General features: G+C 51.7%; 19 protein-coding genes and 1 pseudogene. 7 read left to right on the forward strand and 13 right to left on the reverse strand.

The window, feature by feature from the left end; genetic code table 11:
* Positions 1 to 282 precede the first annotated feature (282 nt).
* The 6 genes from AC0QHF_RS09935 to AC0QHF_RS09960 form a co-directional block, all read right to left on the reverse strand.
* Positions 283 to 549 carry a hypothetical protein gene (locus AC0QHF_RS09935; protein ID WP_324704048.1) on the reverse strand — a complete coding sequence of 89 codons (267 nt, stop codon included), beginning with the start codon at positions 547 to 549 and terminating at the stop codon, positions 283 to 285.
* 193 nt (positions 550 to 742) lie between these two features.
* Positions 743 to 859: a photosystem I reaction center subunit VIII gene (locus AC0QHF_RS09940; RefSeq protein ID WP_324704049.1), complete on the reverse strand. Its 117-nt coding sequence runs from the start codon at positions 857 to 859 to the stop codon at positions 743 to 745.
* Positions 860 to 919: 60 nt separating this feature from the next.
* Complete coding sequence (locus tag AC0QHF_RS09945; RefSeq protein WP_324704050.1) at positions 920 to 1,405, reverse strand: photosystem I reaction center protein subunit XI; 486 nt, start codon at positions 1,403 to 1,405, stop codon at positions 920 to 922.
* A gap of 133 nt (positions 1,406 to 1,538) precedes the next feature.
* Entirely contained in the window at positions 1,539 to 2,228 is a 690-nt protein-coding gene (locus AC0QHF_RS09950) for a TIGR04283 family arsenosugar biosynthesis glycosyltransferase (protein ID WP_324704066.1), read from the reverse strand.
* Between the two features lie 84 nt (positions 2,229 to 2,312).
* Positions 2,313 to 3,503, reverse strand: a complete 1,191-nt coding sequence (locus AC0QHF_RS09955; protein ID WP_324704051.1) for an MFS transporter — start codon at positions 3,501 to 3,503, stop codon at positions 2,313 to 2,315.
* Positions 3,504 to 3,699: 196 nt separating this feature from the next.
* Complete coding sequence (locus AC0QHF_RS09960) at positions 3,700 to 4,314, reverse strand: TIGR04282 family arsenosugar biosynthesis glycosyltransferase (RefSeq protein WP_324704052.1); 615 nt, start codon at positions 4,312 to 4,314, stop codon at positions 3,700 to 3,702.
* Positions 4,315 to 4,508: 194 nt separating this feature from the next.
* On the opposite strand from AC0QHF_RS09960, the gene AC0QHF_RS09965 reads away from it, so the two are divergent.
* Complete coding sequence (locus AC0QHF_RS09965; RefSeq protein WP_324704053.1) at positions 4,509 to 4,997, forward strand: C-type lectin domain-containing protein; 489 nt, start codon at positions 4,509 to 4,511, stop codon at positions 4,995 to 4,997.
* A gap of 6 nt (positions 4,998 to 5,003) precedes the next feature.
* On the opposite strand, the gene AC0QHF_RS09970 is transcribed toward AC0QHF_RS09965, so the two are convergent.
* The 6 genes from AC0QHF_RS09970 to AC0QHF_RS09995 form a co-directional block, all read right to left on the reverse strand.
* A complete protein-coding gene (locus tag AC0QHF_RS09970; RefSeq protein WP_324704054.1) occupies positions 5,004 to 5,669 on the reverse strand; it encodes a methyltransferase family protein in 666 nt (221 codons plus the stop codon).
* A gap of 16 nt (positions 5,670 to 5,685) precedes the next feature.
* Positions 5,686 to 5,835 (reverse strand): hypothetical protein, encoded by a 150-nt coding sequence (locus AC0QHF_RS09975; protein ID WP_324704055.1) that lies wholly within the window; start codon positions 5,833 to 5,835, stop codon positions 5,686 to 5,688.
* A 337-nt stretch (positions 5,836 to 6,172) separates the two neighbouring features.
* On the reverse strand, positions 6,173 to 6,769 hold the full coding sequence (ribH, locus tag AC0QHF_RS09980; RefSeq protein ID WP_324704056.1) for a 6,7-dimethyl-8-ribityllumazine synthase: 597 nt from the start codon (positions 6,767 to 6,769) through the stop codon (positions 6,173 to 6,175).
* A gap of 116 nt (positions 6,770 to 6,885) precedes the next feature.
* Positions 6,886 to 7,077, reverse strand: a complete 192-nt coding sequence (gene psbZ / locus AC0QHF_RS09985) for a photosystem II reaction center protein PsbZ (RefSeq protein ID WP_324704057.1) — start codon at positions 7,075 to 7,077, stop codon at positions 6,886 to 6,888.
* A gap of 136 nt (positions 7,078 to 7,213) precedes the next feature.
* A complete protein-coding gene (gene nblB / locus AC0QHF_RS09990; protein WP_324704058.1) occupies positions 7,214 to 7,879 on the reverse strand; it encodes a phycobilisome degradation protein NblB in 666 nt (221 codons plus the stop codon).
* A 164-nt stretch (positions 7,880 to 8,043) separates the two neighbouring features.
* A complete protein-coding gene (locus AC0QHF_RS09995; RefSeq protein ID WP_324704059.1) occupies positions 8,044 to 8,520 on the reverse strand; it encodes a CBS domain-containing protein in 477 nt (158 codons plus the stop codon).
* Positions 8,521 to 8,743: 223 nt separating this feature from the next.
* Here AC0QHF_RS09995 and AC0QHF_RS10000 point away from each other — a divergent pair, with 223 nt between their 5' ends.
* The 6 genes from AC0QHF_RS10000 to AC0QHF_RS10025 all read left to right on the forward strand — a co-directional run bounded on the left by AC0QHF_RS10000 (position 8,744) and on the right by AC0QHF_RS10025 (position 13,492).
* Positions 8,744 to 9,937, forward strand: coding sequence for an AAA family ATPase (locus AC0QHF_RS10000; RefSeq protein WP_324704060.1), 1,194 nt, complete (start codon positions 8,744 to 8,746; stop codon positions 9,935 to 9,937).
* Positions 9,930 to 10,631, forward strand: a complete 702-nt coding sequence (locus AC0QHF_RS10005) for a hypothetical protein (protein WP_324704061.1) — start codon at positions 9,930 to 9,932, stop codon at positions 10,629 to 10,631. The genes AC0QHF_RS10000 and AC0QHF_RS10005 overlap by 8 nt, the downstream gene beginning before the upstream one ends.
* Positions 10,632 to 10,881: 250 nt before the next feature.
* Complete coding sequence (locus AC0QHF_RS10010; RefSeq protein ID WP_324704062.1) at positions 10,882 to 11,364, forward strand: type II toxin-antitoxin system VapC family toxin; 483 nt, start codon at positions 10,882 to 10,884, stop codon at positions 11,362 to 11,364.
* On the forward strand, positions 11,357 to 11,542 hold the full coding sequence (locus tag AC0QHF_RS10015) for a hypothetical protein (protein ID WP_324704063.1): 186 nt from the start codon (positions 11,357 to 11,359) through the stop codon (positions 11,540 to 11,542). The genes AC0QHF_RS10010 and AC0QHF_RS10015 overlap by 8 nt, the downstream gene beginning before the upstream one ends.
* 136 nt (positions 11,543 to 11,678) lie before the next feature.
* The gene (locus AC0QHF_RS10020) at positions 11,679 to 12,833 is read left to right on the forward strand and encodes a HEPN domain-containing protein (protein ID WP_324704064.1); all 1,155 of its coding nucleotides are present in this window, start codon (positions 11,679 to 11,681) and stop codon (positions 12,831 to 12,833) included.
* Between the two features lie 122 nt (positions 12,834 to 12,955).
* Entirely contained in the window at positions 12,956 to 13,492 is a 537-nt protein-coding gene (locus tag AC0QHF_RS10025; protein ID WP_324704065.1) for a DUF1499 domain-containing protein, read from the forward strand.
* Between the two features lie 202 nt (positions 13,493 to 13,694).
* Here the strand turns inward: AC0QHF_RS10025 and AC0QHF_RS10030 are convergent.
* Positions 13,695 to 13,970: pseudogene (locus AC0QHF_RS10030) on the reverse strand (photosystem II D2 protein (photosystem q(a) protein)); the annotation flags it as partial.

Below are 13,970 nucleotides of genomic sequence, written 5' to 3' on the forward strand. Positions count from 1 at the left end.
ACATTGACTATGCCTTTAAGAGTTCAGTTTTGGACGGCTTAAGAATCCCCGCGTCTTTAGACCGGGGAGAAGTCAACTACATGAATTAGTCACCCGATTTGCACCTCGATCGCTCATCGATCTCAAGTTTTGGTTTCTCTCTCTACCCCGATGGTGACATCGGGGTATTTTTTATCAGAAAAGAGGAAAGGGAATCGGGAGGAGTCGAATTCTCTACTCCCGATTCCCGACTCCCCACTCCCGACTCAGAAGCCCGCAGCGCTATATCCGTTCCCGACCCGATCAAAAATCCGAGTTGGACTCGGGGAAAATTTGGGGGAGGTTGATATCTGAGGGAGAATACATTCCCGGACCGCCGTAGCTGCCGACAAACACGACCAGCAACGCGAGTAACAGGAACAGAAATCCGATATTCCCCCACTCTTCGGAGGTATCGTCCTCCTGGCGACGCCGGGAATTGTTGGAGGCGACATCGAGCTGGATGTGGATTTTGTTGCCTTCCATCTGGATACTGTCGTAGCGGATTTTATCGTTGCTCGAACGTGCCATGTGAACTCCTCCCTGGTGGTTGAACTCTCAGTTACTACACCGACGGTGGCAACCGTTCAGGAGAAAACTGAATCGGGCTCGGAAGGAGTGGGTTCGAGGGAAAATTTTTCAGGATTCTGTAACGATGATCCATCCATCAAAAAATCCCCCACCGGAAGGTAGAGGATTTTGTGTTTCGGAAATTGAATAAAGTCTAGGCTTCGCTTTCAATGTAGATGAACAGCAAACCCATCAGAACCACGGGCATCAGCCAGCAAACTACAGGAATCAAAATCCAGGGCAGGAAGGAAGCAGCGTAATCACCGGTCATATCTAAAGTCTCCTATCTAAGGTTAAATCAGCAACAATTGAGAGTGAATGGCAGGCCGATCTAGTTGTTGACCAAGCCTCGGAAAATCGCATCGACGACGCTGAAGTTTTCCAGCAAGAAGTAAGCGACAAAGGCCGCTCCCATCCCACCAACGAAGAAGCCACCCGCAAACTGACTCCAACCTTCGGAAGTTTTCAGGGGGTCGGCATCGGATTTGCTTTCGCCCTGGTATGAAACCAATCCATAAGCGGACAGGCAGATGGTGGCGAGCAGAATCAGTGTAATTCCGTTGATTAACCCACCCAGGTTGGCATTGGCGCTGTCGCGTAAGGGTCCGAATTTAACCCAGGGACCGCCCACAAAGTAGCCGTGAGCCATTCCGATTTCGAGGCCCCGCAAAATGGGGGAGAGTCCCTTCCGGTAGGCGGGCAGGTTGCCGATGAAGGCCCGGGTGAAGTCAGAATCGCTGATGGGAGTGGACAAATGACCCACAAAGGGATCGCCATTGTAAGGCTGAACCATCCCTTGATCCATTGTTTCAGGCATACTGATTGTCTCCTGTGCGCTTAAAAATCTGTAGCAGTTGTTAAGCACATATTTTAAGCAGGGAGGTGCAAGCTATCGACAGAATTGAGGGATAGCGTTAAAAAAGTTCACATATGGGGCTCAAACTTCATATTTATTTACTTTTTTTGGCCCGATACCAGTCGGCTAGGGTGGCGGGGGGGACGCCGAGAAAATAGCCGAGAATCACAATCTGATTGATCAGGGTAGTCCGGAAAAGGCCTAATTTTTGCCACCGCCGTCCCGAGGTGACGACGGCAAGGGGTGCGATCGCGATCCGTCCCCGTTTCCGCAACTGTCGCGCCAGCACGAAATCTTCCATGATGGGCAGATCGGGGAAACCGCTGAGATCCCAAAAGGTGCGGGTTCTCAAAAAGATCCCCTGATCGCCGTAGGGCAGTTGGCAATAGCGCGATCGCCATTTCACCCCCGTCTCGATCGCCCGCACCCCCGGTATCGGCGCGGCAATTTTCAACTCGAAGGCCCCCGCCACCACCTGCGGATCGGCCAGAAGTTGCCGCACCCACCGGGCAAACCCCTCGGGAAGCCCTGTATCGCCGTGGAGAAACAGCAGGATCTCCCCTGTGGCGATTTGGGCCCCGGCGTTCATCTGTCCGGCCCGTCCCGGCGGTGTTCTGAGCACCGAAACCCCGAAAGATTCGGCGATCGCGATCGTTTCATCCCCACTCCCCCCGTCCACCACGATCGCCTCAATTCCCTCCACATCCTGCAACTGGGAAAGCGTCCCGGGGAGGGCGATCGCTTCATTGAGAACGGGGATAATAATTGATATCGTCTGAGACATTAAATAAGGTGGGGGGATTGTGAATTGTAGGAACAGTTCGCGAACCGCCCCGACTCCCGAGGAGCGACACGCGGCACCATACATTCAAGGGGTATCCGTTTGGGGGCGAAGTCGCCGACTTCGGGCAATGAATCCCCCGGCAATTATAAAAGCGATCGCGCTGAATGCGGCCCGACCGACGATCGTTATATTGTCTTGGGGCAAAATGAGAATATCAAATAAACTCATAGCCGCTCCCAACCCACCGAAATAGCAACCGATGCCGAGTCCGGCCCGTTGAGTTGGGACGCGATCGAGCACGAAGGGAATGGTGCCATTGAAGACGAGGCTCAAGGCAAAACTGAGGCATAACGCGCCGAGTCCCAGGATAACAAAGATGGGGCAGTAGGCAAACAGTTGGATTAAGATTGCGATCGCGCCAATTCCCCACAACATGGCGGTTTGGTTGCCGAGGCGAGTGGCCAGTTTTCCGGCGGGAAGGGCCATAATTGCGATCGCGACACTGAAAGCGACCATTCCCCAAGGGGTTTGTTCCCCGAGAAAAGGCTTTAAACTGGCGGCAACGGTTGGCATTAGAAAACGCACCCCCCAAGCCACTCCCATTGATGTCCCGATCAGAAATGGAACCACCCGCCAAGGAAACTGACGCTCTTCTCCGGAAGGGTTGGGACTCGGCGTTTCGGGGGGTATCACCCAACGCAAAAATGCCGCCGCCCCCAGTAACACCCCCGTCCCCAACGCAAAGGCAAAAGGGGCTCCCAGACTGAGAATTAAGCCATAGGCTGTGAAACGGAATGCACCGATTAATTGCTGAATTAAAGTCAAACAACTGGCGGCTAAGGGAAGTTGAATTTGGGGTGAAGCTTTCGTCAGTAAACTCAAAACCGGACTGCGAAAAATCGCCATCGCCACAGCCCAAACCACGGCTAGAATGGGAAGTAACCAGCGAATTGCCGCCCTCGGGTTGCCTAAGATTACCAAGGCTGGCAGTGCCATAAATAACGCCGATGCCAGAACCACCCCGGCGATAATAAAAGGTAAACGGGTTCCCATCAATTGTTGAGTGCGATCGGAAGCATCCCCGGCAATGGGTTCGATGACCGCTTCCAGGGCATTTTCAATAATTAAGAGTAAGCCCGCCAATTCCTGAGAAAATCCCCATTGAACCAGTAAAACGGGCAAATAGAGATTGTAAATAACCCAACCCAGGGTAATTGCTCCTTGAACTGCGGTTATTCCTCCGACACGCCACCATCTGATCTCGGTTTGATTCATTTTATTTTTTACCGATTGTAAAGCCATCATTTTGAAGGGACATTTAGGGGAGATTTTCTGGATGTATAGCAGTGCGCGTTCGCGTGTTTACAGTTCCGTAAAGGGGAACAAACCTCGAAATCCTGATTTCAAGGGAGTTTCTCATCCCTACACCCCACCGAGCACACCCCACACCCCAGCGCGTAGCGCTCATGTTTTATACATTTTCAATATTAATATTGAGGGTTTCCAAGTCTTCGGGGCGATCGATATCCGTCAGCGGAACCAACTCGGCGACGGAGAGGTTGAGGGTTTGGCAAATGTACCGACTCTGTTGCAATACCGATGCTGTCCCCCAGTCGATACCCCGGAACAGTTCGGGAATTAACCGGGACAGCCCAATTAAATAGTATCCCCCATCTGTGGCCGGTCCGAAAACCACGTCGCACTCCCCCAGTTTGTCGAAGGCGGCGGTGAGGAGCTCGGGGGTGATGGCGGGACAGTCGGTGCCGATGATCACGACAGATGTACAATTGTTCTCGAATGCGGCGGCGGCGGCTTGTTTCATGCGATCGCCAAGATCTCCTGTCCCCTGGGGGCTGTAAGATAGATCGTCCCCCCACCAGTCTGTCATCTGAGCCCGGGTTGCCCCCGTAAACCGGACTTCTGCGGAAATGGGGCGGGACTGCCACAGTTGTCGGACGGTTGCGATCGCGCGATCGGCCATTTTCCGATGCAGTTTGGCGGCGCCTTCGGCCCCCAACGCCGGAATCAGTCGGGTTTTCGTCCGGCCGGGCTCCGGGTAGCGGGTGAAAATAACGATTTGTTCCATAGGACTTGATTGGAGGTAGCTGTCCGCTCGCATCAGAATTCCCGTCTATTGTATAATTTTTTCCACAATTAATCGGTGAAAAATATCCCATTATATCCCCCTAAATATCCCTTGATCAGGGGGACTTTGAGAAAGTTCCTCCCCCCTTTTTAAGGGGGGCTGGGGGGGATTCTTACCCGATAATTTTTGACGCTATGTTGAAATTTATATCGCAATTATTCACAACCGCAACCCTCGGCTTTAACGCGGCGATCGCCCAAGCCAATCCCCCCCAAGTTGTCATCCATCCCGAAACCGGAAATCGATACTTTTTGACCGACATTTTATCCTGGGAAGAGGCGCGGGATGCGGCGATCGCGGCGGGGGGACATTTGGTGACAATTAATGATGAGCCGGAAAATCAGTGGTTGGCGGAACAATTTCTGGGCGAAGGTGTGGATTTCTTATGGATTGGAATCAGCGATCGCGCTACGGAAGGGGAGTTTGAGTGGGTAAGCGGACAACCCGTCACCTACACCAATTGGGCGCCGGGAGAACCCAATGATAACCCCGAACGGGGAGGAGAAGATTTCGGAGTTTTGACCGGACCGGCTAATCCGTTCGATCGCCCCATCGGCAGTTGGAGTGATGCCCCGACTCCTGCAAAATTGCGGGGCATCGTCGAAATTGACAGGCAAAATTAGCCGGAATTATCCGTCGGAATTTTGGGCGATCGCCGTCGTTTCCGAAGGGTTTCCCGTCCCGAATAATTTGGGAATCAATAACCCGGATCGTTGGCGGTAAGATTCAAATTCCGGATAGCGGGAAAGGGACTTATCTTTTTTGAGCATATTGGGGATAAAAATGGCGATCGCAAATCCCCCCACAATGACAAAGGGTAGCCAGTGCTGTACCAACATCGCGAACGCCAGATAAATGAGGATTTCGCCCAAATAGTTGGTATTGCGACACCGGGCAAAAAAGCCCTCGGTAATCAGTCCGGGGCGATATTTTAAAGTATAATACTTTTGGGCATCGCTGACGTAATGCAGGAAGACTCCGAAGATGTTGGTCGAAATCGCAATGGCGATCAAAAAAGCCGGGGGTTCGGAGCGACTGCTGACCAGAATGAACGGCGCCACCCAATATAACCCCACGATTAAGAAAGTGCCGATTCCCGTCGCGATGGGGATTTCTTCTTCCCACTGCTTATCGGGATAAATTTTGCTTTTTAACAGCCACAAAATGCCATAGGTTCCGTGCAGGGCGAGATAAACCCAGGGGCCGATGGTAAAGTTGTCGTAGAAAAACATCAATCCCAAAATAAACGGGAACGTCAGAGCTTTATGGAGGTCGATCGCTTGTTTGATTTTCATGGTCAATCCTCGGAAATTATGTCGCCGGAGAGAATACACTTTTCGTCCCCACCACTTCCGGAGCATCCTCGGGGGGAATGAGCGATCGCGATCGCGTCACGTCCACGGGTTGGAGGGTGTGGAAGGCGTATCCCTGCAATTTCCAGGGGGGCGGCGGGTAACTCATCTTTCTCTTCCGAGGTGGAGACTGCTGTCATGCTAACAGATTTCAACGTAGACCCGAAGAAGTATAGCAATAATCAGGGCGCAAGCCTTGCGCCCCTACAATTCCCAACACCTGACGATGGCGGTTAATTATCAGGAGCTGATATAATATCATACCGTTTTTTCTAACCGTACAAACTCCCCAATCATCGACCGATGATTTTGATTATTAGCTGGGGAATTGATTCCCAAGCGGTGCGGATATTCAACTTGAGGATTGGAAAATCTAAAATCCCCCCGAAGCGATCGCTTCCCGTGATTGAGGCAGTTTCAAACCCCCTCGGGACGCGGGGAGAATGTCAACGATTTTCCTCCGGCGCCACTTTCGATCCTTCTCCCTGACCCATTCCCGGAGACAGAACCGGAGTCGCCGAAGCTGCGATCGCATTCGGGTTATGCTGATAATTCTCCGCCCCCTGAGCGCGGATTTGCCGCATCAAACTCGCCATCTCCAGGGCATTCATGGCGTATTCCCAACCTTTGTTGCTCTTGATTCCCGCCCGTTCCAAGGCTTGCTGCATCGAGTCGGTGGTCAAAATGCCGAACACGACGGGGACGCCCGTCTGAAAGGCCGACGCCGCGATCCCCTTCGAGACTTCCGCCGCGACGTAATCGAAATGGGGCGTCTGGCCGCGAATCACAGCGCCGAGGCAGATAATCGCATCGTAGCGGCGGCTCGTCGCCAATTGGTGGGCGACCAGGGGAATTTCAAAACTACCGGGGACCCAGACGTAATCCACTTGGGTTCCGTGGGGTTCAGGATCGACGCCGTGGCGTTTCAAACAATCCTGACACCCTTCCAACAATTTCGTGGTGATCAGGTCGTTGAAACGGCCGATCACGATCGCCAATTTTACGGAATCGAGGTGGGTAAAGGTTCCCTCAAAAACTGCCATGCCAGATGATCCTAAATTCGGTCTTCATACGATTCTGGGAGGTTCGAGAATTGAGGTTCGGTTTGATTGACCCCATCTTCTGACCTCCCATTGTTATTGGTTAACGCCCGAGGGAATTAAACCACTAAGTAGTTCAAAACTCCCACCAAAATGACCAGTGCCGCCCACAGGCCGGAACCGACAAAAATGAGCGGTTTGGCTTGAGTCCAATTTTGAGGGGAGGCGTAGGCGACGGGAACCGCGACGATCATCAAGAACGACACGATTACCAAAGCCGCCAACAGGACTTGAAATAGAAGTGTTAACATTTTTTTCTCCCAACCAAATGATTCAGTGAGTACAAATCAGGACACAACGGCCGATGCAAGCATTGTCGGCTTCTACGTTATATTTACGCTACCAGAAATTGCACCGTCTGAGAACTGAAAGCCGATCGCACTCCGGTCAGTCGGACTCTTGGGGGACTTGGGCTTGTTGGGCCACCTGCGACACGTCGTCCCGGGCCAGTTGCTCCAGGACCGCTTCCGCTTCGTCTCCCCCCAGTCGCCCCAGGGCTTGGGCGACCCGGTGTCGAATCTGCCAATCCGGATCGGATGCCCGGGGGATCAAAAGGGCGATGGCCCGCCGATCGCCGAGTTCTCCCAGGGCCCCCACGGCGATGGTCTGGATCAGTTCGTTGCCATTGTTGAGGGCATCTTCGAGGAGTTCAAATCCCCGGGGATCTCCCAATTCCCCCAAAGCCGCGATGATGCTCAGTTGCACCAGCCATTCGGAGGTTCTGTGGTACACCTGACTCAGGTCGTCGAAGGCCTGCGTCAGTTTTAGGGCTCCCAGGGCGTCGGCGGCGGCGGCTTGGACGTCGGGTTCGGGGTCGTTGAGCAGGCAATCCCGCAAGATCTCCAGGGAGCGATCGCGATCTTGGACTCCGAGGCTGGTGAGTTGGCTGACGGCGGCGTACCGGACGCGGGTATCTCGGTCCCGGATCGCCGTCTGGATCAGTTCAAAGCCGGTACTTTGGTCGAGTTCGCGGATCTGATTGACCGCCCGCAGGCGATCGCCGAGGTCCTCCGAACTCAGTTGTTGCTGAATGGACTCCGGAGTAATGGTCATAAATTTAGGTTGAACAGTTGAACAATTTGCTGTCGGTTGAAATCCGCGATCGCCGGGATGCCGAGGGCGAACCCGGTTCGATTTTGGATTATTCCCATCTTATTAGGGTAGGGGATCGAACCGACAGGATTGATTCAAACTGTCGAATCATGGCGATCGCGGGGTCAATCCTCATCCTCGGGACTCGTCGCCATCACCCGGATGATGTCCCCGCAGGTCAAAATGCCGATCATGGTTTTGGATTCGTCGAGGACGGGAAGCCGGTGGACTCGCTTCTGGTTCATCAGCCGCGCGGCTTCGGAAATGGTGCGATCGGGGGCGATGGTGACGATGGGTCCTTTGCTCATCACTTCGCCGACGGTCTGGCCGAGGGCTTTGTGGAGTTCCTTCTCGTAGCGGGCCGGATTTTCCAGGTAAATCACGCTGTCGAGGATCGTGATATAAGCCGGGGGGGTGACGCCGCTCTCCTGCCAGATGATATCGGTTTCGGAGATGAAGCCCACCAGCTTGCCGCCGCGATCGACGACGGGCAGTCCCCCGATCCGCTCCCGGGCCAACAGGGCGATCGCATCCTTGAGGGGGGCGTCGGGATCGATAACGAGGGGGTTGGGGGTCATCACATCGGCAACGGTTTTGGCCATGATCTCCGGTTCCGGTTCACTGAGGTCTATGCTGTCTTATCTTATCGAATAATTGACACCCTAGGGGAAGCGATCGGGTCGCCTTCGTCGCCGGAGATGGGCTCTGGCATCCCGGGGAAGCGACCGGGCCTCCGGCTCCGTACCAAGCCCCCGATACAATGGTGGTGTCGGGCTATCCGGCCCGCGATCGATCCCATCGCTCTCTAGATAGGAGCCTGTCAATATGGCGATGATCCGCGAAGTTGAAATTCGGGGCTTTAAGTCCATCTACTCCGCCAAGATTGAACTCGGAAGAGTCAACTGTTTCATCGGGGCTAACGGGGTCGGCAAAAGCAATTTTCTTGAAGCCCTGGGAGTATTGGGGGCGGCGGCTAATGGCACTGTGGATGACGAAAGTCTCTTGCGTCGTGGCGTTCGGGCCGGTTTACCCCGACTCTATAAAAGCTCCTTTATTTCCGATCGCACCCCCGTCCACATTGCCATCGGGGTCAAAACTGAAACAAACGCGGAATATCGGGTTTCGTTGCTGAATCCCCTCGATTCTCCGGAACCGGCCTGGTCTTACAAAACAGAATTTTTAAGTGATGGCAAAACCGAAATCGTTTCCGATGGAGTCCGCCATCGCAAAAACCTCAACTCTAAGGCGGGTCTCGCCGCTTTGCAAATTGTCGATTTAGAACCCGACAACCCCGCCGCCCGATTGATGCGACGCCTCCAAGAATTTGCGATTTATTGCCCCAATACCCCCACCTTGCGCGGGATCGTTCCAGACCAACAATCTCGGACACCCATCGGCCTCGGCGGCGGACAACTGGCCGAAGGGTTTGCTGCCTTACGCAGGTATCTAGAGGATGGAAACGAAGAAGATGAAGACATTTTAGAGCAAGTGTTTGAGTTGATCGATTGGGTGGCAGATATCCAGACAACTGACCACGGAGCCAACTTACTCTCTCCCCAAGTGCCGCGCACTCACTTACTCCTGAAATTCAGCGATCGCTTCATGCAGAAAAGTCGCAACGAACTAACGGCTTACGATGCCAGCGAAGGCGCACTTTATGTACTCTTTACGGCATTGCTCTGCCTGTTGCCCAATGCCCCCCGAATGTTCGCCATTGACAATTTGGATCAAACTCTGAATCCGCGCCTACTGAAAGCGATCGTCTCTCGGTTGGCCGATTGGCTGTCTCACGATACTCCAGACCGACAACTGTTATTTACTGCCCACAACCCCGCCGCCCTGGATGGCTTGAATTTATCCGATCCCAAGGTGCGTCTGTTTGCCGTGGAGCGCAATAGTAATGGTCAAACCGTCATGCGTCGTCTGACTTTAACCGATGACCTAATTGAACTCAATCGGCAATATCCCCTGTCTCGTTTGTGGCTGATGGGGCATCTCGGAGCAGTCCCCAATGTCTGAGTTACGCATTGCCTTGGTCGCCGAAGGGCCGACAGATTTGGTGGTGATTGAAGCGGCTCTTAAAGCAGTGTTACCCGATCCTTTTGTCATGACGCAATTGCAACCCGAACCGACTCAGCCAAAGTTGGGGACGGGTTGGTGTGGGGTACTGAAATGGTGCGATCAAGCGCATCGGCGACATCGTGGCTTTTTGATGGACGATCCCACCCTGGTCGGTTTCGATCTCATCATCATTCATGTGGATGTCGATGTCGCACATCAGCAATATCCTAATTGCGGAGAATCAGTCGAAACTTGGGCGGAAGAAAACTTCTGGGGCAACCTCCCCTGTACACGACCCTGCCCTCCAATATCCGATACAGTGGATGAACTGCTGCGGGCGATCGAAAGCTGGTTGGGACAAGTTCAATCCTGCGATCGCACTCTCTTCTGCCTACCTGCACAGTCTTCAGGAACCTGGTTAGCCGCTGCCGTGCTGTCCGCAACTGACCCCCTACTCGCCAACGCTGAGTGCAACCGCACCCTAGAATCGCAACTCAAGCTTCTACCTAAAAAGCGGCGCATCAAGAAAACCAAAAGAGCATATCAAGATAAGGCTCATCTCATTACCGATCGATGGACGCAGGTTAAGCAAGTCTGCACCCAAGCAGAACATTTTGAGCAGTTGGTGTTGGCGGCTCTGTCGCAAAAATGATTGCCCGCGATCGCGCTGTCTGTAAGATGAAGTTGGGGTATAATAGTGTGCGATCGCGCTTTTGCTCAACTGCGGGAATGGGCGATCAAACAGAATGAGTTCTGGGTCGAAGCAGGTTGATGGGGCTGTGGGTGTGATATAATATTTCACATTTAGAGTCGGAGTCCTCTAGCCGATACACTAATTATCCCACAGTGAAAGGCTTTGGGCTGTTTAGGTATTGCAGTGAACAGTATTTTTCTGCTGTTTTATGAAGCCCGTTGTCTATATTGAAACATCGGTGATTAGCTATTTGGCATCACGACCTAGCCGAGATGTTATTGTTGCAGCTCGTCAAGCAATTTCTCATGATTGGTGGGAGAACCAAAGACAACGCTTTGAACTGAGGATATCAGCACTTGTTGAAGAAGAAATTGGCGGTGGAGATGCTATTGCTGCGGAGCGTCGAGCCTCTATAATTGTTGACATTCCAAGCCTGTCTATCTCAGATGCTGCAACTACATTGGCTGAAAAGTTGATACAATACAATGCGCTTCCCCAGAAGAGTGTAGAGGATGCCTTACATATTGCCATAGCTGCAACTCAAGGCGTAGATTACCTGTTGACCTGGAATTTTAAGCACATAAATAATGCCGAAACAAAACGCTTAATTGTTGAGGTTGTTGAGTCCAGTGGATATGTATGTCCCCAATTATGTTCACCTGAAGAACTGGGAGGTAAATCTGATGATTGACGATCCAATTGTTGAGGAAGTGCGAAAGTATCGCGAACAACATTCGGATTTTTATGGTTACGATCTCAAACGGATTGTCATGGCACTTCGGGAACGAGAAGAGAAATCGAAACGGCCAGTTTTGAATCCGGGACCCAAGTACCTCTCCAGAAAAACCGATGCCAAAAGTTTGCATTGATTGACAGGTATCGAGGAAGGGTGGAAATTCGATCGCTCGGAATGGAGGAACGCGATCGCGCCTCTGCTCAACCGCGAAGATGGGCGATCGATCCGGACGATCTCTAGGTTTGCTTTGTATTGTATAGGTGGTTAGTATGCAGATTAATTTAATTCCAGTATGCGATCCGGGTATTTCCTATGGTATCGACATCATCATAGATGCAATCAATCGATTCAGAAAACAGTTACTCGCTGTTATTGTTGTTTGTCCTGAAGACGGCTTTGAATATTCAGGGGAAGAACCAAGACCCAATAACATTACTAGCGCCCATGTGAATGCAGCGATCGCTTTATTTCGTGAACCGGGAACTATCGGTCAAGTCACAGGCTTTATTCACGAAAACGGAATTAACATTAACAGATCGGGTACAGGTGGTGCATACGGTGATAAGTTTATGAAATGCTTGACTGACCACGAAATTCAGCCCTGGTTTTATCCCGTTCTTCCAGTGTACAAAAAATTCCTGGAGTGGGGGAATATTGATAATTTTTCGAGTATAGATTCAGATTTGTTGACTCACGTTCGCTTACAATATTGGAAGCAGTTTTTGACCGATGAAATCGCGCCTCATTTATATACAGATAGACTGGGATTGTTTGGCTTAGTTAAAAGAACGGGAAGTTGGAGACAGTCTTGGCAATCAGATGAAATAGAAAAAGATGATATAGAAAATGCTCATTTAGATGCAATCTTATCTAATACCGATTATTATAGCACATTCAAAGATGGAATAAAAAGCTTGAAAATATTGCTCAAACTCAGTGTTCCGGATACCAAAGCCAAGAAAACGCTTAGGAAGCAGATTTATGTGGGTATAATAGCCTGTCTTGAAACTTACCTTGCAGATGCGTTTATAAACACGGTTTTGTCAAATGAAGTGTATTTAAAATCTTTCTTCATTTCGTTTAAAGACTTCAAAGATAGGAAGGTCGGAATGAACGAACTTCCTGATTTCGCCGACAAAGTACCGGAAATCGCAAAGAAGGCAATGCTAGAAGTCATTTATCACAATTTACCAAAAGTCAGCAAGATGTATGAGGCAACGCTGAAGATTAAATTTCCCAACTTTTCTGAAATTCAAAAAGCCATCTTAATCAGACACGATTTAGTTCATAGGAACGGAAAAAATAAAGAGGGGGATGAGATCATTCTAGATGACAGGATGGTTGATGACTTAATTTTTAAGGTTGAAGTCTTTATCAGTGAACTTGACCGACAACTAAAAGAACTAGATCAACCGCCCGAGTAAATTGATCTTATAGAAGTTCAACGGTAAGTCTGTAGGTTTTCGATCGCCGAATCATAGTCGGGGAGGACGTCGATGTTAAAATCGGGTGGATTGTCGATATCGCGTCAACTGGAGACTTAACCATGCGGATTTCACCCCTGAGATTCTTGAAAAAAAAATTAATCCCGATCGCCGCCGCACTGCTTCTCGGACTCGTCGGATATTTTGGGGGCGAAACGGCCGCGCTGGCCGGACCCACCCATCCGACGGTGATGGCGAGTCTGTTTTCCTTCTCGGGACAGCGGCCCGATAACTTGGGCGTTCACGACGGCCATCTGTCGGACTGTCCCGACTCCCCCAACTGCGTCTCCAGCGAAAGCCGGGATGCCGCCCACTATATCGAACCCTTCACCTATTCGGCTTCGGGTGAGGAAGCCTTGACACAGATCGAAGGCGTCTTGGAGAACATGGACAACGCCACAATTGTGACGGCGGACGACCATTATATCGACGCCGAATTCACGTCCGCGATCATGGGATTTGTGGATGATGTGGAATTCTACCTGGATGAGGAAGCGGGAGTGATTCAGGTGCGATCGGCTTCTCGACTCGGGGAGTCGGATTTGGGAGTCAACCGCGATCGCATTGAAACCATCAGAACCGTTTTATTAAACTTGTAATTCGATTCTGAAACCCGCCTGTCGGTGCGTTCCCACTCATCCATCGGTGAAGTTCCCAGGTGTAGTGGGGGAACGCACCCTACTATTGACGAAAGTCGCCCTTTTCAAGGGGGATTTAGGGGGATCGGACTGTATCTCCCCAAACGAAAACCCCCAATCCGACCGGATCGGGGGTCAAGTTTATTATCTCGGATATCCCTAATTACAGGGCGTTACCGCGAGGCAGAACTTCCTCGGGGAAGACAAAGTTTTGGTGGGGTTGATCGGCCGGGGCCATCCAGGCGCGAATCCCTTCGTTGAGCAGAATGTTCTTGGTATAGAAAGTTTCAAACTCGGGGTCTTCTGCGGCCCGCAGTTCTTGCGACACGAAGTCATAAGCCCGCAGGTTCACGGCCAGACCGACGACGCCGATGGAACACATCCACAGGCCCGTCACGGGGACGAACAGCATGAAGAAGTGCAACCAGCGCTTGTTGGA

Source organism: Lyngbya sp. CCY1209 (genome assembly GCF_055795065.1).